Source organism: Spirosoma pomorum, from assembly GCF_054776615.1.
The window spans coordinates 184,434-200,391 of sequence record NZ_BAAHBP010000027.1; the positions used below are offsets into that span (position 1 = coordinate 184,434).

16 protein-coding genes and 1 tRNA gene are annotated in these 15,958 nt (G+C 49.8%); 6 read left to right on the plus strand and 11 right to left on the minus strand.

Translation table 11 applies throughout. The annotated features are described in order from the left end of the window. Window positions 1–84: 84 nt before the first annotated feature. Both ACYVAD_RS16235 and ACYVAD_RS16240 read left to right on the plus strand, forming a co-directional pair. Window positions 85–882, plus strand: coding sequence for a DUF3298 and DUF4163 domain-containing protein (locus ACYVAD_RS16235; RefSeq protein ID WP_461140559.1), 798 nt, complete (start codon window positions 85–87; stop codon window positions 880–882). Window positions 883–908: 26 nt separating this feature from the next. Then, the gene (locus tag ACYVAD_RS16240; RefSeq protein WP_461140560.1) at window positions 909–1,199 is read left to right on the plus strand and encodes a hypothetical protein; all 291 of its coding nucleotides are present in this window, start codon (window positions 909–911) and stop codon (window positions 1,197–1,199) included. A gap of 67 nt (window positions 1,200–1,266) precedes the next feature. On the opposite strand, the gene ald is transcribed toward ACYVAD_RS16240, so the two are convergent. After that, the gene (ald, locus tag ACYVAD_RS16245; protein WP_461140561.1) at window positions 1,267–2,397 is read right to left on the minus strand and encodes an alanine dehydrogenase; all 1,131 of its coding nucleotides are present in this window, start codon (window positions 2,395–2,397) and stop codon (window positions 1,267–1,269) included. A 171-nt stretch (window positions 2,398–2,568) separates the two neighbouring features. Here ald and ACYVAD_RS16250 point away from each other — a divergent pair, with 171 nt between their 5' ends. Further along, on the plus strand, window positions 2,569–3,039 hold the full coding sequence (locus ACYVAD_RS16250; RefSeq protein WP_461140562.1) for an Lrp/AsnC family transcriptional regulator: 471 nt from the start codon (window positions 2,569–2,571) through the stop codon (window positions 3,037–3,039). 61 nt (window positions 3,040–3,100) lie between these two features. On the opposite strand, the gene ACYVAD_RS16255 is transcribed toward ACYVAD_RS16250, so the two are convergent. The 5 genes from ACYVAD_RS16255 to ACYVAD_RS16275 form a co-directional block, all read right to left on the minus strand. Then, window positions 3,101–3,871, minus strand: coding sequence for an endonuclease/exonuclease/phosphatase family protein (locus ACYVAD_RS16255; RefSeq protein ID WP_461140563.1), 771 nt, complete (start codon window positions 3,869–3,871; stop codon window positions 3,101–3,103). Window positions 3,872–4,254: 383 nt separating this feature from the next. Next, a complete protein-coding gene (locus ACYVAD_RS16260) occupies window positions 4,255–5,298 on the minus strand; it encodes a fasciclin domain-containing protein (RefSeq protein WP_461140564.1) in 1,044 nt (347 codons plus the stop codon). 284 nt (window positions 5,299–5,582) lie between these two features. After that, the gene (gene acs / locus ACYVAD_RS16265; RefSeq protein ID WP_461140775.1) at window positions 5,583–7,508 is read right to left on the minus strand and encodes an acetate--CoA ligase; all 1,926 of its coding nucleotides are present in this window, start codon (window positions 7,506–7,508) and stop codon (window positions 5,583–5,585) included. Window positions 7,509–7,556: 48 nt separating this feature from the next. Further along, window positions 7,557–7,811, minus strand: a complete 255-nt coding sequence (locus ACYVAD_RS16270) for a DUF6814 family protein (protein ID WP_461140565.1) — start codon at window positions 7,809–7,811, stop codon at window positions 7,557–7,559. A gap of 38 nt (window positions 7,812–7,849) precedes the next feature. Then, window positions 7,850–9,418, minus strand: coding sequence for an MFS transporter (locus ACYVAD_RS16275; RefSeq protein WP_461140566.1), 1,569 nt, complete (start codon window positions 9,416–9,418; stop codon window positions 7,850–7,852). Window positions 9,419–9,781: 363 nt separating this feature from the next. Here ACYVAD_RS16275 and ACYVAD_RS16280 point away from each other — a divergent pair, with 363 nt between their 5' ends. Together ACYVAD_RS16280 and ACYVAD_RS16285 are read left to right on the plus strand one after the other, a co-directional pair. Beyond that, window positions 9,782–9,997 carry a hypothetical protein gene (locus tag ACYVAD_RS16280; protein WP_461140567.1) on the plus strand — a complete coding sequence of 72 codons (216 nt, stop codon included), beginning with the start codon at window positions 9,782–9,784 and terminating at the stop codon, window positions 9,995–9,997. Window positions 9,998–10,066: 69 nt separating this feature from the next. Then, the gene (locus ACYVAD_RS16285) at window positions 10,067–10,690 is read left to right on the plus strand and encodes a hypothetical protein (RefSeq protein WP_461140568.1); all 624 of its coding nucleotides are present in this window, start codon (window positions 10,067–10,069) and stop codon (window positions 10,688–10,690) included. A 3-nt stretch (window positions 10,691–10,693) separates the two neighbouring features. Here ACYVAD_RS16285 and ACYVAD_RS16290 read toward each other — a convergent pair whose 3' ends face one another. The 3 genes from ACYVAD_RS16290 to ACYVAD_RS16300 all read right to left on the minus strand — a co-directional run bounded on the left by ACYVAD_RS16290 (window position 10,694) and on the right by ACYVAD_RS16300 (window position 14,271). Then, the gene (locus tag ACYVAD_RS16290) at window positions 10,694–11,092 is read right to left on the minus strand and encodes a response regulator (RefSeq protein ID WP_461140569.1); all 399 of its coding nucleotides are present in this window, start codon (window positions 11,090–11,092) and stop codon (window positions 10,694–10,696) included. Window positions 11,093–11,910: 818 nt separating this feature from the next. Further along, window positions 11,911–11,994: transfer RNA gene (locus ACYVAD_RS16295), tRNA-Thr, on the minus strand. A 144-nt stretch (window positions 11,995–12,138) separates the two neighbouring features. Next, window positions 12,139–14,271, minus strand: coding sequence for a DUF349 domain-containing protein (locus ACYVAD_RS16300; RefSeq protein WP_461140570.1), 2,133 nt, complete (start codon window positions 14,269–14,271; stop codon window positions 12,139–12,141). A 95-nt stretch (window positions 14,272–14,366) separates the two neighbouring features. Between ACYVAD_RS16300 and pdxH the strand changes: the two genes are divergently transcribed. Next, on the plus strand, window positions 14,367–15,008 hold the full coding sequence (pdxH, locus tag ACYVAD_RS16305) for a pyridoxamine 5'-phosphate oxidase (RefSeq protein ID WP_461140571.1): 642 nt from the start codon (window positions 14,367–14,369) through the stop codon (window positions 15,006–15,008). Between the two features lie 88 nt (window positions 15,009–15,096). Here the strand turns inward: pdxH and ACYVAD_RS16310 are convergent, their stop codons facing one another. Both ACYVAD_RS16310 and ACYVAD_RS16315 read right to left on the minus strand, forming a co-directional pair. Next, entirely contained in the window at window positions 15,097–15,330 is a 234-nt protein-coding gene (locus ACYVAD_RS16310) for a hypothetical protein (protein ID WP_461140572.1), read from the minus strand. A gap of 245 nt (window positions 15,331–15,575) precedes the next feature. Then, window positions 15,576–15,941 carry a hypothetical protein gene (locus ACYVAD_RS16315; protein ID WP_461140573.1) on the minus strand — a complete coding sequence of 122 codons (366 nt, stop codon included), beginning with the start codon at window positions 15,939–15,941 and terminating at the stop codon, window positions 15,576–15,578. Between the last annotated feature and the right edge of the window lie 17 nt (window positions 15,942–15,958).

Here is a 15,958-nt window from a genome sequence, read left to right on the forward strand (position 1 = left end):
TCGTGGGCAGGTCGCCATATCTGCCCGCCACTATTGCTAACTAACGATCTTTGGGTAACCAGGCTTGCCCGGTTACCGGCTTACATGAAATCAATTCTTTCGACTTTATTTATAGGTTCATTGTGCTTATTGGCCGCTTGTCAGAAAGAGCATGACAAAGCGCCAGCATTGAACCGCCAGGAGTACGCGTTTACTGGTGAAGCCCATTGCGATACGACAACCAACCAGGGCGTTGGTGTATCCGTTTCCTACTTCCTGCTGAATGATTCTGATGCGGGTACGCAACGAATAAACGACAGTCTACAGCGGTTCGCTGCCGGTACTATTGTTGACTGGCTGGACAGCACGACCATCGCCAACAACCCAGGCGTACGAACTGATTTGAAACAGGCAGCCAACCTCTTCGCGGCTGATTACCGGGCGGTAATGGAAGAGATGCGTCGGCTCAGTGGCTGCTGGGAACTAGAAACGAAGGCGGACACGGTGTACTGCTCTGCCAAGACGCTCACTGCTAAATTTGAGACCTATGCCTACACGGGCGGGGCGCACCCGAACTCGAATCTGTTCTACTACAACTTTGATCGTGACTCTGGCCGCTTACTTAACCTGAGTGAACTGGTGACCGACACGACGGCCCTGTTAGGTATAGTCGAAAAGGAATTTCGGCAGCAACAAAAACTCTCCCCCAAAACTAATCTGGAAGAGGAGGGCTACTTCCTACACGAGGGGAAATTTTTCCTGCCCGTTAATGTCGGAATGTCCCGCGAAGGCCTGTCGTTCTACTACAATCCATACGAGATTGCGGCTTATGCCGTTGGGCCAATCGAAGTAGTCGTCCCCTATGAGCGACTTAATGGCATTCTGAATAAAGAATGGTTTTGAGGGCAAAGGATTCTAATACGTAGTTTATGACATTCGAGGAGTTTTCTCAATCGCTGGCGCAGCCTCAGCCGCCAGTGGATATTCATCCGGTTGCGCAGGCGCTCTGGTACGACGCTCAGGGAGACTGGGAACATGCGCACGAAGTAGCCCAGAGCCGCGAAGGTACCCAGGCCTACGACCACTTGCATGCGTATCTGCACCGGAAAGAAGGCGACCGCTTCAACGCGGGGTACTGGTATCGCCGGGCTGGCGTTCCCGTTTACAGCGGTAGTCTGGATGAGGAGTGGGCTGCTCTGGTTAAGACCTACCTGAATTAAAAAAGCCGCACCCAGTAGAGTGCGGCTGACCTGTTGCTGATGAAGCTGAGTGTAATATCGGTACCGCTTACGCGGCAAATTCTTCTTTTAATACTTCGTTGACATTCGTCAGTGGCAAGCCGAATGCTTCGGCAACACCTTTGTACACCACTTTTCCGTCGACAACATTCAGACCCAGTTGCAGGTCCATGTTATCACGGCAAGCCTGCTGCCAGCCTTTGTTGGCGAGTTGCAGTGCGTAAGGGAGCGTTGCGTTCGTCAGTGCTACTGTGCTGGTATAAGGCACGGCACCCGGCATGTTAGCCACGCAGTAGTGCACGACGTCGTCAATGATGAACGTTGGATTTTCGTGCGTAGTTGGGCTACACGTTTCGATGCAACCACCCTGATCAACGGCCACGTCAACCAACACCGTACCCGGACGCATCTGTTTCAGCATCGCACGGGTAATCAGGTGGGGCGCTTTCGCACCTGGGATCAGAACGGCACCTACAATCAGATCGCAGACTTTAATCATCTCCCGAATGTTGTATTCGTTCGACATCATCGTCTGTACGTTCGGTGGCATAATGTCCGATAGATAGCGAAGTCGGGGCAGGCTGACGTCCATGATCGTGACGTGTGCACCCAGACCGGCCGCCATTTTTGCAGCCTGCGTACCAACGATCCCACCGCCCAGCACGAGTACGTTAGCAGGTTTTACGCCCGGTACGCCACCGAGTAGAATACCACGACCTTTCAGGGGTTTCTCCAGATATTTAGCGCCTTCCTGAATAGCCATCCGACCGGCTACTTCCGACATTGGAACCAGCAGAGGGAGGCTACGGTCGGGCCGTTCGACGGTTTCGTAAGCCAGACAAACAGCACCTTTCGCCAGCATGACGTTGGTTAGTTCTTCGGAAGAAGCAAAGTGGAAATACGTAAACAGAAGCTGGTTTTCTTTGATCAGATCGTATTCTGCCGCGATGGGCTCTTTTACTTTCATGATCATTTCAGCAATACTATACACTTCCTCAATGGTAGGAAGCATCGTAGCACCAGCTGCAATGTACTCCTCGTCTGGAAAACCACTGCCTTCTCCGGCGTTTACCTGAACGTAAACTGTGTGGCCAGACTTAACCAGTTCTGTAACACCGGCCGGGGTCAGCGCGACGCGATTTTCGTTGTTTTTTATCTCCTTGGGAACACCAATAACCATACCTGTTCGGCGCTAATAAAGATTCTGAATTGACGAGGTAAAGGTAGTGGTCCTCTACTTATTTTCTATCAGATGGACTAAATTTGGGAAAAAAGTCTACAGTATATATTTACGTAGGATTTTAGTCTAAACGAAATCCTGTAGTAAGTCAAATTCCGAACAAATGCCGCTATGGAAAATCTTGATAAAACAGACCTCGCTATTCTCGATCTTTTACAAGCCGACGCACACCTGACAATTCAAGAAATTGGACACCGGATTAACCTCTCGAAAACCCCCGTTCATGAGCGAATCAAGCGGCTTGAGCGTATGGGAGTGATTGATCGATACGTAACGTTGCTCGACAAAAAAAAGACGGGAAATCAACTGACGGCCTTCTGTCAGGTGACACTTGATCGCCAGACTCGCGACGCCTTTACGGACTTTGATGCGGTGATTAGTCAACTTCCCGAAGTGCTGGAATGTAATCGCGTATCAGGCATGTTCGATTACCTGATTAAAATCGTTAGTCGCGATATGGAGAGCTACAATCGGTTTTATCAGGAACATTTATCGGTGATTCCAGGGGCGCTTCAGATCAACAGCTTTTTCGTAATGTCCGAGATCAAGAACACAACCGTCCTACCACTGGAAGGGCGATAAAAATTCCTGCATCGACTGATGCAGGAATTTTTGTTACGTGTTTTTAGACTATAGCAGCGAGTCAGAAAGGACTTTCGAAATTGCGGATGCGTAGATCCGTGACGATTGCCCGATGATCGGAGCCCGGTTGATCGAGCGTCCACATAAAGATGGGTTTGCATAATGTGTTGCCAAATACGTGATCGAGTGGCAGGAGCGGGAACGGCAGAAAACTGGGCCAGGTCGGCTGGGTCATTGTCCGGCGGCCGGCTTGCAGGAGTTGATTGTTACGTATGTCGGCGGGCGAATCCAGAAAAACATCCTTGTAGATCGGCGAAAACATGGTGATGTTGAAGTCGCCGATGAGTACGGTTGGCAGCGCGTTGTGTCGGGTAATCCGGGCGGCTTCGGTAAGTTGCTCGTTTCGTTCATTAAACCAAGACGGTAGCACCGGCGTACGTGGGTGAACCGTTACCAGTGACAACGTCTTGCCCCGAATCTCTGTAGTCAGGTTGATGATACGCCTGATTTTTGCCAGTTTCTGATCGACACGGATTGGCGTCTTGCTACCCACCAGCGTCCAGCAGGGGCCTTTTGACCAGCAGGCAAACCAGTGAGGAAACTCTTGTCCTAATTTTGTCGTGACCAGTCGAATGGTGTGCGGCTGCATTTCCTGTAATACGTACAGATCAGCCCCCTGATTATGAATCAGATCAACAGTTGTCTTGTATTCATCACGGGTGAACAGCACGTTCGCGTGAACGATACGGGCATCGCCCAGCGGTGCTTGTGGTCGTGTCGATAAGTCGCCTGATAACCAGTTTGGGTTGAGTGGGATCAGATAGACCAACATTAAGATCCATGTACGGAGTGATGATTGTGCAAATTGGTTACCATAAAAAAATTTGGGTACAGCGCTTAAAAAAACGAGTCCTATGGCCAGCCATTTGTACTGCATATAAAAGTGGCTGAACAGCTCAAAAAAATAGTACCGACCTAGCAGGAAACCAAGCAGCCAACAGGTTAGTAATCCAAAGGTAAGCCAGTTGAACCAGCGGTTAACGCGATCGGGGTTAAGCCAGAAAGTTCGTTTGGGGGAGGAAAATTCGTCTGGTGTAGAGGATGGGAGCATTCCGAAAGGAGACATAACCGATATGTCTATCGATGGTGCCCAAACATACAAAAAACGCCGGACAGTCCCGCCCGGCGTTTTTATTAGGATTCAACAGACTTATTTTATTGTGGCAATAGCACTCGGTCGATGATATGAACGACCCCATTCGATGCTACCTGATCGGCAGTCGTGACGTTAGCCACTGACGTACCATTGCCTTTACCCAAGAGGGTAACTTTACCGTTCGAAACGTTCGTCCGGATGGTCGTTCCCTGGGCGGTAGCCAGGTCAGCTCCGTTCTGGAACGTCTGCGAGTAGGCGCTGAACTTCAATACGTGATACAGCAACAGATTCGAAATTGTCGACTGGCTGGCTGCCTGAATGGCGGCTACGTCGGCATAACCGGCTGCTTTAAACGCATCGTTCGTTGGCGCAAACACCGTCAAGCCATTTTGCGTAGCTGCATTAATGGCAGACTGGGTTGAAGCATCCGCGCGAGCAATGGCTGCGGCCAGGTAAGACAGATTTGTATTCGCTTTAACCAGGTCGGTAATATTTACCGTGGCAGGCATTAGTATGGTATTGATAACATGGACGACACTGCCTGTTGTCGGATTGTCGGGCTGAATGATCTTGCCTTTGTTGACGCTAATGTCGTCAGCACTGGCTTTATAAACTGAGATTGTGCTGTTTGAGAGCGCCGTCTGATAGGTCGTGTTAACCCCCGTTGGAATAGCCCCGCGGTCAATCCGGGAATTTACAATGTGGTTTCGTATAATCTGTTGCAGAGTGGTTACTGGCAGCGCGTTGATAGCCGAAGCATCGCCGTAACCAGCCGCTTTAAATGCATCGTCAGACGGAGCAAAAATTGTAATATTCGACTTATTGATCTCATCTGTCAAGCCTGCTCGTGCAATAGCTGCTTCCAGCAAATTCAGGCTGTTGTTCTGAGCGATAAACGAGACGGAGGCCACTACTGTAGCAGTGCCCGAACCTGGCGAAGCGGTTGTGCTGGTGCCCGGCGTAGTGGCTGTTCCTGAACCCGGCGGAGTAGTCGGATTAGGATCGATAGTGTCGTTCTTGTTGCAACTGGCCAGGAAGGGAGCGGTTGCTATGAACAGGAGCGCCGAGGCCCTGTATAATCCGGAACAAAGTGATTTAAGCATGTGTCGAGTAATGTTAAAGTAAACAGAATTTGAAAACTTTTGTACTAAACTTAGTTTTGCGGGAGTTGTTTAGCCGATTCCCTTATAAGTAGCTGATGGATCGATTATTAATTTTGTTAATGTCTGATTATACGATCGTTAGCCTTTTAATAGAAATGGCCAAAAAATGTTGATTAAGCGGTAGGAATGATGGCAAAAAAAGAGAGTCGAATCGTGTTTACAACGATTCGACTCTCTAGTAAATGGAGTAAGGTAATTACGTTTTTAGCGCGCTCCTTTACTGGTCAAAGTGCTCCTTCTTTGATTTCGTCAACAACAGCTGGATCGAGCAATGTGCTTATATCACCCAGGTTGCTGGTGTCACCCTCCGCTATTTTACGTAGGATACGACGCATGATTTTACCCGATCGAGTTTTTGGTAGACCTGATACGAATTGGATTTTATCTGGCTTGGCAATTGGGCCGATAACCCGACTAACAGTTGCCAGGATGTCCCGTTTCGTCAAGTCAGAATCGTCATGGTCGGTATGCTCCGTAATAACATAGGCGTAAATGCCCTGTCCTTTGACGTCGTGTGGATACCCCACAACGGCGCTTTCGACCACGCCCGTGTGCATGTTGATGGCGTTCTCAACTTCAGCGGTGCCAATGCGGTGTCCCGATACGTTCAGTACGTCGTCAACCCGGCCCGTGATGCGGTAGTACCCATCTTCGTCGCGCAGACAACCATCGCCGGTAAAATACAGCCCCGGATACGTAGCAAAATACGTCTGACGGCACCGTTCGTGGTCACCGTATGTCGTCCGCAGAATACCCGGCCAGGGGAATTTCATGCAGAGATTACCGCTAACGCCATTGCCTTCTATTTCTTTGCCATTCTCATCGACCAAAATCGGCTGAACACCGGGCAGTGGTAGCGTAGCAAATGCTGGCTTGGTTTTGGTGACGTGCGCAATGGGGGAAATCATCAGGCCGCCCGTCTCCGTTTGCCACCAGGTATCCACGATTGGACAACGATTCTTACCGATGTTGTCGTCGAACCAGTGCCAGGCTTCTTCATTGATCGGTTCGCCTACTGAACCCAGTACTTTCAGGCTGCTTAGATCATGACCTTTGACGTAATCCAGCCCGAAACTCATCAGCGACCGGATTGCCGTTGGAGCCGTGTACAAAATATTGACCTGATGTTTGTCCGTGATTTCCCAAAGCCGTCCTGCATCGGGGAAGGTTGGCGTCCCTTCGAATACTAACGAAGTTGCTCCGCAAGCCAGTGGTCCGTAAACGATGTAGCTGTGACCAGTGATCCAGCCAATGTCGGCCGTACAGAAGTGAACGTCTCCGGGTTCGTACTGAAATACGTTCTCGAAGGTATACGCTGCGTAGACCATATAGCCACCGCAGGTGTGCACCACCCCTTTGGGTTTGCCCGTCGAGCCAGACGTGTACAGGATGAATAACATATCCTCAGCGTCCATTTCTTCGGCGGGGCAATCGGCGGTTACCTGCTTTAGCTCCTGTTCCCACCATACATCGCGTCCTTTGAACATAGAAACTGGTGTTCGGGTCCGCGTCAGGACAATAACTCTTTTTACGCTCGGGCAGGCAATCAGCGCATCATCGACGGTTGCTTTGAGCGGAATTTCTTTGTTACCCCGGTAAGAGCCGTCGGCCGTAATCACCAGTTTGCACTGGGCGTCATTGATTCGGTCAGCAATACTCTGGGCCGAGAAGCCACCAAATACCACTGAGTGAACCGCCCCAATCCGGGCACAGGCCAGCACCGCAATGGCCAGCTCGGGCACCATGGGCATATAAATACAGATCCGGTCGCCTTTTACGACGCCGTTCCGTTTCAGGACGTTGGCAAAGCGGCAGACCTGATCATGCAGCATCCGGTAGGTCAGTGTAACGCCCGCTTCGTTAGGATCATTCGGCTCCCAGATAATGGCGGGTTGATCACCCCGCGTTTCCAGGTGCCGGTCAAGGCAGTTTTCCGTAATGTTGAGTTTACCACCAATGAACCATTTTACGTTCGGTTCCTCAAAATTCCATTGCAGGGTCTTTGTCCAGGGTTTACGCCACTGGAAATTCTGAGCTACTTCAGCCCAAAAGGCTTCGGGATCGGCTACGCTTTTCTGGTAGGCACTCTGGTATTCGTCAAAGGTTCGGATACGCATTAGATTCTGGACGTTACTGGGTTTTTCTTGTATTCGACGGCTAAAGGTATGACGGGTCGTCCGATATTGTAAAGAAGAACACTAAGTTTCCTGCCCAGAGGTCGCAGATTTAACCGTCTCTTCATCGTATTCACCCTGTAGCGCGTAGATCGCAAAGCAGCCCAGACCGCCAACAATGAGGGGCATCAGGATAAAGACAATGATGATCCCGAAAACCAGATCATCCGTTTTTCCTGATACCAGCTTGGGAAGCCCCAGGGACGTAACGCCGAAATAACCAGCCAGACCCGCGATCCCCAGCCAGAGAATACCCAGATAGCGTTTGATTTTATCCATGACAGGAACGAGAGAAATGAGATAGAACAAAACAGCATTTAGTCGACTACCTGTGGGCGGTTTTTGAGATACACCAGACCAATCAGGAAACTTACCCCAGCCACAATAATTGGATACCAGAGTCCTTCCAGGTACGGAGCGGCAAAGGGGAGGGGCGCACCGGAGCGCTGTGCCGCCTGATTCGCTTCATTCGCGCCGGTGGCCAGATAAGTAGCTACGGCGGGTAACAGACCGCCGAATACCCCATTACCAATATGATATGGCAAGGACATGGATGTGTAGCGGATTTGAACCGGAAACATCTCAACCAGGAAAGCCGCAATAGGACCGTAAACCAACGTAACGTATATCACCTGAATGAAAACCAGCCAGATCAGCGTCCACCGGTCACTGTCATTTAACGTAACGGTCCGCTTTACGTCAGGCTTGGCCGCTTCAGCCGCGCTCTTGATCTTGGTTACTTCGGTCGACGTAGTCCCGTCGGTATATTGCCGGGTAACCGTTTTTGTCTGAATGGTGCCGCCCGCAAGTTTGGGGTCCGGTGTGGTCGTTGTTGAAATAGTAGCGTTATCGGTAATTTCCTGCCGGGTGCCGATAGTAGTGGTCTGGTACATTTTCTCGTACAAGGGCCGGTAAGTAAGCAGGGCCACTAACATACCGAACAACATGATTCCTTTCCGGCCAATTTTATCCGATAGCCAGCCAAACACCACGAAGAAGGGGGTACCCATCAACAGGGCTACGGTCATCAGCTCGTCGGACTGGACAGCGTCGACATTGCAGACCGTTTTGATAAAATTCATGGCGTAGAATTGGCCTGTGTACCAAACGACGCCCTGACCCATGGTTGCGCCAAACAGCGCCAGCAGCACGAACTTGAAATTATATTTCCGACCAAAGCTTTCTTTGAGCGGATTTGCTGATGTTTTCCCCTCGGCTTTAACCTTCGCAAATAAGGGCGATTCGCTCATGTTACGCCGAATAACGTACGAGATTAGCACCATCAGAATCGACACCAGAAATGGTACCCGCCAGCCCCAGTCATCGAACGCGCTGGCTGACATCGATTTACGCGTCAGCAAGATGACTAACAGAGAAATAAACAACCCTGCGGTTGCCGTTGTCTGAATCCAGGAGGTCCAGTAACCGCGTTGGTTTGTGGGCGAGTGCTCAGCAACGTACGTAGCTGCTCCCCCGTATTCTCCCCCCAGCGCTAACCCCTGCAACAGCCTAAGAATGAGCACCAACGTTGGCGCTAAAAAGCCAATGGTGTCGTAGCTGGGAATGAGCCCAATAGCAAACGTAGCTCCGCCCATCAGCAGTAGTGTCACCATAAAGGTGTACTTACGCCCGATTAGGTCACCAAGTCTACCGAAAAACAAAGCGCCGAACGGACGTACAACGAAGCCGGCTGCGAACGTAGCCAGTGTTGAGAGAAAAGCCGCTGTAGGATTACCTTCTGGAAAGAACTTAGTGGATAGAACGGTCGCTAATGAGCCAAAAATGTAGAAGTCATACCATTCGATGAGTGTCCCAACCGATGACGCGCCGATAACGCTCATCAGGGTGCGAACGTTAGTTGTTGGTTTGGGAGAATCAGAAATCATGCAAAGAAGGGTTAAGGAGTACAAGCGCAGTTACTGACTGCTAATCCATTTTTACCCGATTTCTACTAGTTACCCAATTAAAATCGACGCTTTTTTATTGTTTTTGCTGCTGAGCCTATGTTCAGGTAGGAACTGAGTCAAACTGAACATCACAGAGTAGTTTACAAGTGTTAGGACCTGTATCCGTGCTGGTACACTTCGGATAGTCTCTCATTGTTTAAAGGATTGCCCAAAAAGAGTCGTATAGGGTTCAGATTTAGTTATTAACAACTAGTCCAGACGAGGAAGGAAGGCAGGACCTATTTTTCCTGAACAAGACATCTGTAACGAGGTTTTTACTGATACACGTTATGAACTTACAGTATGGCAGCTAATAAACTCATCGTCGTGACCGGCTTTGGCCTGCACGATCCCAGCGGCCGGACCCGCGCCTATCTCAATATTAGCCAAGAGGAAGCCGTCCGGCGATTCAAAGACTTTTACGAGACGCGCGACAGACCGCAAGTGGATATTATTGAGTTCGACGATGAACTAGCGTTCGATGTAGGCCGCACAAACCAGGTAATTGTCTCCACGTAGGATAAAAAAATAAACTCCTCGCTCAATCGGCGGGGAGTTTCCGTTTATCTTAGTAACAAAACTGCTTACATGAAGCATTTATTCCTGCTCCTTTTTCTAAGCCTGTATAGTGTCTGCCGGGCTCAGACATTGCCTCCGAATGTACTTGAAGAAAAGAATAGCGATAGCTACACGAACTATCATTTCTTGGTGGAAGGCCTGTCGCACAACCCCGACAGTATTCAGCATGCCACAAATAGTTTGCTGATTCAATACTGCTCGGCCAAGCCTTGTCATACCGTGTATTTCTGGCGTAGCGAAAAGGCGTACAACCTCTTCAATTACAACCAGGAAGTGTTGACGATGGAACAGTTCAACGAGGACAAAAAGCGCCTACGTAAAGCGGTCAACACCTGGAAAAAAGAAAACTGGGTATACGTCAGTGAAAGCCTGGCTGGCGTCTATACCGGACCGCCTACTTCAAAGCTAGAAATCGAGCCTTATCTGGATGGCGTGTATCGGCATTACGGCGGCAAACTCAGCCGTCCGGAACCCAATAGCGTTCGGATGAAAATTAAAGCACCAGCGGAAACGGATATCAAGCCTAAACAAGAACCGGAGTCTCCGATTAGTTCAATGGTTTATGGCTTTGTAGGAGTAGCAGCACTTCTGCTTATCGCTTACGTTATCCGTCGTAAAAACCACAGCGTATAAAGTTTACTGGAGCCAGGTTCGTCTGAATTGTTGAACCAGATGGCCTAGGCCACTCAACGACAGTGGTTTCGTAACGAACTCGTTCGCTTGTAAATTAAAGGCTTGTCGTCGATCGTGTTGACTGTCGGACGTTGTTAGAATGACAATGGGTGTTTGTGCGTAGAGCGAATTGTGGCGCAACACTTGTAGCGTTTCAAAACCATCCAACCGGGGCATGTTCAGATCGAGAATAATGAGGGAAGGCGGCAGCGGACTTTGGCTCAACGCTTCCAGCAGCTTCAGTCCATCATTGGCAAAATAAAGTTGGCAGTCTGGACAGTGCTCCTGAAAAGCCGTCTGCAGCAAATAATGATCGTCCTCGTCGTCATCGGCGATAAAAACATAATGGATCAACTGCTGCATAAGGCATTGCAAAGAGAACTGACAAGAGATTTTTAAAGTAGCTAACAGCTTAGATAGTACATCTCTTAAGGACCATAACTAGGTATGCGAAACTAGCAGAAAGCTTCAACTTTTACTAATCGTTCCGATCTATGTCCTAAACTCGACAGAATTTGTCCGAAATAGAAAAGTGAAGCGAAATAAGAATGAAGAAATTTGTGCTAAGCCTTGGCGGATTCCGCTTTGGTCTACACACCTATCTTTGTAGGATTGTGAGGGCCCGGATTGAAATATATCCGGGCTTTATACTTTCTGAGCCACTGGACTTCTTATTCCACAAGAAACCGTACCTTTGCCGAATCAAAAGGGGGTAACCCCTTATGGTGTGGATAGAAGCGGAAAGCAGACTGACGTTGTTGGTCTGCTTTTTTGTTTTGTCCTTTCAATAAGACAATGAGTGCCATAAAGCGAGGGCACATGCTGGTGATTAACCGCTGACGAGCTTCGCCACGCGTTAGCGTATCTTGATCAATAATTAAGCAGAATCATATAGGAAAAGGCTTCACTTTAAAGCGGAGCTTTTAGGTAGTAGAGCCAGTGGAGGGATTCGAATGGCAGCGGCCGACCGTCCCCGACGCGCTTGCGCATCCTGATTAGAAGTCAGACGGAGCTATACATGAAAAAAGGCTTCACTTAAGTGAAGCCTTTTCATAGTAGAGCCAGTGGAGGGATTCGACCGGCAGCGGCCGACCGTCCCCGACGCACTTGCGCATCCTGATCAGAAATTAGACGGAGCTACATATGAAAAAAGGCTTCACGTTAAGTGAAGCCTTTAGTAGAGCCAGTGGAGGGATTCGAACCCCCGACGCGCTTGCGCATCCTGATTACAAATCAGGCGGAATCGACCGCTATCCGACACTGGCCAACCCACGATCGTTTCCGAATCGTGATGCAAAAGTAGAGGTTTCCTGTATGTAACGCAAGCGTCGGTAAAAAAATCAGCTCAAAAAAAGAAGCCGGATACCACGTGTATCCGGCTTCTTTTTGTCTGTTGCGACGGTAACTTATTACGCCTGAGCAACTTTCAACTGGTGACGCAGATCATCCAGTTGGGTTTGCGCTTCGGCGATTTTTTTGTCAATATCCGCACGAAGTTTGTCTGCGTTTTTCGACCGGGCAAAGAATTCGATGTTATTGCGGTACGTAGCAATATCGTTTTCGATTGCCGTCATACGCCGACGGATGTCGTTTTCGCGTTTATTGCCACCACCGTCGCGGTCACCACGGCCGAAGTCGCGATCCCGGCTGCGAGTTACTTCGGCTTCGTTCTGGAGCATTACGCGCTCTTTTTCCTTCGCCGGAATTTTACCCGTAGCACCAACCAGCGCATTAACCGCATTGATGTAACGTTTTTGGGTGGACTGCATGTCCTTCTTCGGTACGAAGCCAATGCTGTTCCACTCTTTTTTGAATTCGTTCAGTTGCGAGAGGTCCGCGTTTTCGCTGGCAGCGGCTTCGATTCGCTCGATCAGAGCCGTCTTCTTCGCCAAGTTACCTTCAAACTCACGCTCTGTTTCCTGATTTTTCGAGCGTTTCTTACCAAAGAAAGCGTCGCAGGCAGTTTTGAAGCGATCGAAGATTGAGTTCTTCTGCTTCTCGGGTACTTGGCCAATGTTTTTCCACTGGCGCTGTAGCTCAATCACCTTCTGAGTTACCTCGGGCGATTCTTCTCCCGACGCCAGAATAGATTCGACCTGCTCACAAAGCTCTGTTTTAAGCCGGAGATTTTCTTCCCGCTTCGCTTCCAGTTGCTTAAAGAATTCGCCTTTGTTGTGGAAGAACGTTTTCAGAGCCGCCCAGAATTTCTTGCTCAGCTCCTTACCTTCTTCGCGGGGCATTGGCCCTTTGATCACGTTCCAACGGTCCTGTAGCGCCATAACATCCTTCGTCCGGTCGTTCCAGTCGTTGATGCTGTTTGACGTAAATGAAGTCAGCGGAACAAGCTCTTCGTAGATAGCCGATTTCTCTTCGTACAGCTGGGCGGATTCCTTCCGCTGCTCGTTGGTCTGATCACGGCGTTTGTCGTACAGTACGTCCAGAGCAGCTTTCATGCGGCCCCACAAAACTTCCTGTTCAGCCTTGGGCGCTGGCCCAATGTGTTTATATTCTTCGAAAAGAGCGTTGGCTTCGTCAATAACCTGCCGGGTAACCGGGGTTTCTTCCGAGGCTTTCGCCATAGCTTCAACTTTTTCGATGACCTCCGTTTTTAGGCCGGTGTTTTTCTTCCGGTCCAGTTCCTTTAGCTCGAAATAAATGTTCCGGTTGCTGTAATAGCGATCAACCAGCGCATGATACGTAGCCCAGAGAGTTGCGTTATGGGGCGAGTTGATGTTACCGGCAGCTTTCCAGTCGTCCTGAACTTTTTTGAACTCGTTCCAGCTCGTCTTGGGATCTCCCGCGTTGTTCTCGTCGTTTTCAACCAGTTCACGTAGCCGGGTCAGCAGTTCGGTTTTCGTGGCGAAGTTGCCGTCTTTCGCCTTATCCAGGTTCTGGAAATACGTATTTTTCTGACTTTTGATCTGCTTATAAAGCTCGTCGAAGCGCTGAACAGTTTCGTCGTACTTGTATTCGAACCCTTCCTCTGCCCCCGTATCGGCGACATAAGCCTGTAGAGCAGCTTCGCGTTCGGCCCGTTTCATCTGGTCGAACAGGGGCTTCACCTCTTTCAGCATCTGATCCGCTTTTTTGAAAGCGCTGGGCGTTACGTCAGTCCCGCTGATTGTAGCGAGCTGCGTTTCGAGCAACGATACGAAATCCTGCTTGGAAAACTGACTGTAATCAACCACTGATTCAGGTTCGTCAGCTTCTTCGATATCCGACGTTTCTTCCAGTTCAGCAACCGGACTGGTTGACTCATCGGTAGCAGAAACTTCCGGTTCGCTGGTAGGCTCGTCGGCCGGTGTTGGCTCGTCGTTGCTTACCTCGGACTGAACGGGTTCGGTTACTTCGGTTGAGGGTTGAGTGGATTCCGGCGAAACTTCGGCCGACGGCGTCTCGGCGGTTTCGGGCGTAGTTGTGTCGCCCTCCGTCGCCTGATCTGTTGGCGTCGTAGCTTCTTCGGGGGTATTGTTGACCAGCTCATCCGCTACCTGTGGAGTAGGTGTTGGCTGCTGGTTAATTTCCTGTTCTTCGTTTGCCATGTTGGGAACGTACCAATTACTTTTGCAAAAGTACGATAAAATGCGAATTTACCCGTCACTCCATTTGTCAAAAGCGGTTAATCCAACTCAACGCAATGTCTTCGACAATCAGCGATTTACGTAAAGAGTACACACTTAGAGGGCTCGACGCCGTTGATGTTGCCGAGAACCCTATTGTTCAGTTCCGGCGATGGTTCGATGCCGCCCTGGCTGCGGGTATCCCCGAGCCGAATGCCATGCATGTCAGTACGGTTACGTCCGAGGGGCGTCCGGATGGTCGAATTGTGCTGTTGAAAGGGGTTACAGATGCCGGTTTTGTGTTCTATACGAATTACGAGAGCCGAAAAGGACAGGAACTAGCCGCTCACCCGTTTGCCGCTCTTACATTTTTTTATCAACCTCTGGAGCAACAAATCCGGATCGAAGGCCGGGTTGAAAAAGTAAGCCCGGATGAGTCGACAACCTATTTCCATAGTCGCCCTCGGGGGAGCCAAATAGGAGCCTGGGTATCGAATCAGAGCCAGCCCATTAGTAGTCGGGAAGTACTGGAAACACGGCAGCAGGATTTAGAAACGCAATTTGCGGACCAGGAAATTCCTCGTCCGGCCCACTGGGGTGGTTATCGAGTTGTACCTGATACGATCGAATTCTGGCAAGGGCGTCCGAGCCGTCTGCACGACCGCATCCGGTATCGGAAAGCGAACGACAGTTGGACAATTGAACGCCTGGCCCCCTAATCAGGACGCACAGTTTCGATAATTGACGCAACAGAGGACGACCTTGTAGCCGTCCTCTGTTGCGTTAGGCCAGACGGGTTTCGGGCAACTATACGGTGCCTGTTTTCAGCAGACTTTTGCGCACTTTATCCGCAGCGGCTAGATCCGTTAGCGTGATATTTGCTTTCTGGCGCATGGTGGGAGAGGAGGTCAAGATTTCCGTCGCAATTTGGATAAGCAAGGCCGCTGTAGCGGGGCCATTAGCCCGGCGTCGAGTCGATCGGCTAGAGGCTGGCGTTGGAGTGCCTGAGGCTAGTTTACTTAAGGAGTATGTAGATTCCATCGGCTCGTTTTCAGTTGTTTACGTTCTGCTTTAATAACAAAAATTAGGACGTTTTCTGCTAAAAAAGGATAATTTTTTCATGAAAAAACGAGCGTCAAAACTGATTCTTTTTACGGAAATACCTCATCGCTTATTCTAAATAAACATAGTCTGCTGGTTGAGCGTCAAACGCCCTTGCTGACGTCATTTTGATAGGCGATGTGAAAAAAAATACTACCAATGCTAATGAAGGCTGCTTCGGGGAGTCAAAAAAGCTGGCTTGAGGTGGCATTCGTGCGATGGAGCAGCAAACTGAATTTGGGCCACCAGTGAGCCTCAACCAGATACAGCGTCATCTGCGGCACGCGCACACCACTGCCATTAGGGTGGGCAACGGGCTGCATGAACGGAACCGCAGCAACGACGTAACGGCCATTGGCTTGGGGATGATCCGGGAACGTTAGTTCGTGTTCTGTTTTGAATTGAAACGTATTACCGAATGCAGTCTCAAAATCAATCCAGGTGTCGGGGCCTAAAACACGAGCCTTATCGCGATCCCCCTCCTCATACACCACAAAACTCAGTAAAACTTCCGGCTTGGCTAAGATCGCGTTCCCCTGAAAAGTGCTCATGCTTTAGCTTGTTGTTT

Bases quoted from the DNA above. Each gene is read 5' to 3' on its own strand.
- ACYVAD_RS16235 (WP_461140559.1), top strand. From the start codon at position 85: ATGAAATCAATTCTTTCGACTTTATTTATAGGTTCATTGTGCTTATTG.
- ACYVAD_RS16240 (WP_461140560.1), top strand. From the start codon at position 909: ATGACATTCGAGGAGTTTTCTCAATCGCTGGCGCAGCCTCAGCCGCCA.
- ald (WP_461140561.1), bottom strand. From the start codon at position 2,397: ATGGTTATTGGTGTTCCCAAGGAGATAAAAAACAACGAAAATCGCGTC.
- ACYVAD_RS16250 (WP_461140562.1), top strand. From the start codon at position 2,569: ATGGAAAATCTTGATAAAACAGACCTCGCTATTCTCGATCTTTTACAA.
- ACYVAD_RS16255 (WP_461140563.1), bottom strand. From the start codon at position 3,871: ATGTTGGTCTATCTGATCCCACTCAACCCAAACTGGTTATCAGGCGAC.
- ACYVAD_RS16260 (WP_461140564.1), bottom strand. From the start codon at position 5,298: ATGCTTAAATCACTTTGTTCCGGATTATACAGGGCCTCGGCGCTCCTG.
- ACYVAD_RS16270 (WP_461140565.1), bottom strand. From the start codon at position 7,811: ATGGATAAAATCAAACGCTATCTGGGTATTCTCTGGCTGGGGATCGCG.
- ACYVAD_RS16275 (WP_461140566.1), bottom strand. From the start codon at position 9,418: ATGATTTCTGATTCTCCCAAACCAACAACTAACGTTCGCACCCTGATG.
- ACYVAD_RS16280 (WP_461140567.1), top strand. From the start codon at position 9,782: ATGGCAGCTAATAAACTCATCGTCGTGACCGGCTTTGGCCTGCACGAT.
- ACYVAD_RS16285 (WP_461140568.1), top strand. From the start codon at position 10,067: ATGAAGCATTTATTCCTGCTCCTTTTTCTAAGCCTGTATAGTGTCTGC.
- ACYVAD_RS16290 (WP_461140569.1), bottom strand. From the start codon at position 11,092: ATGCAGCAGTTGATCCATTATGTTTTTATCGCCGATGACGACGAGGAC.
- ACYVAD_RS16300 (WP_461140570.1), bottom strand. From the start codon at position 14,271: ATGGCAAACGAAGAACAGGAAATTAACCAGCAGCCAACACCTACTCCA.
- pdxH (WP_461140571.1), top strand. From the start codon at position 14,367: ATGTCTTCGACAATCAGCGATTTACGTAAAGAGTACACACTTAGAGGG.
- ACYVAD_RS16310 (WP_461140572.1), bottom strand. From the start codon at position 15,330: ATGGAATCTACATACTCCTTAAGTAAACTAGCCTCAGGCACTCCAACG.
- ACYVAD_RS16315 (WP_461140573.1), bottom strand. From the start codon at position 15,941: ATGAGCACTTTTCAGGGGAACGCGATCTTAGCCAAGCCGGAAGTTTTA.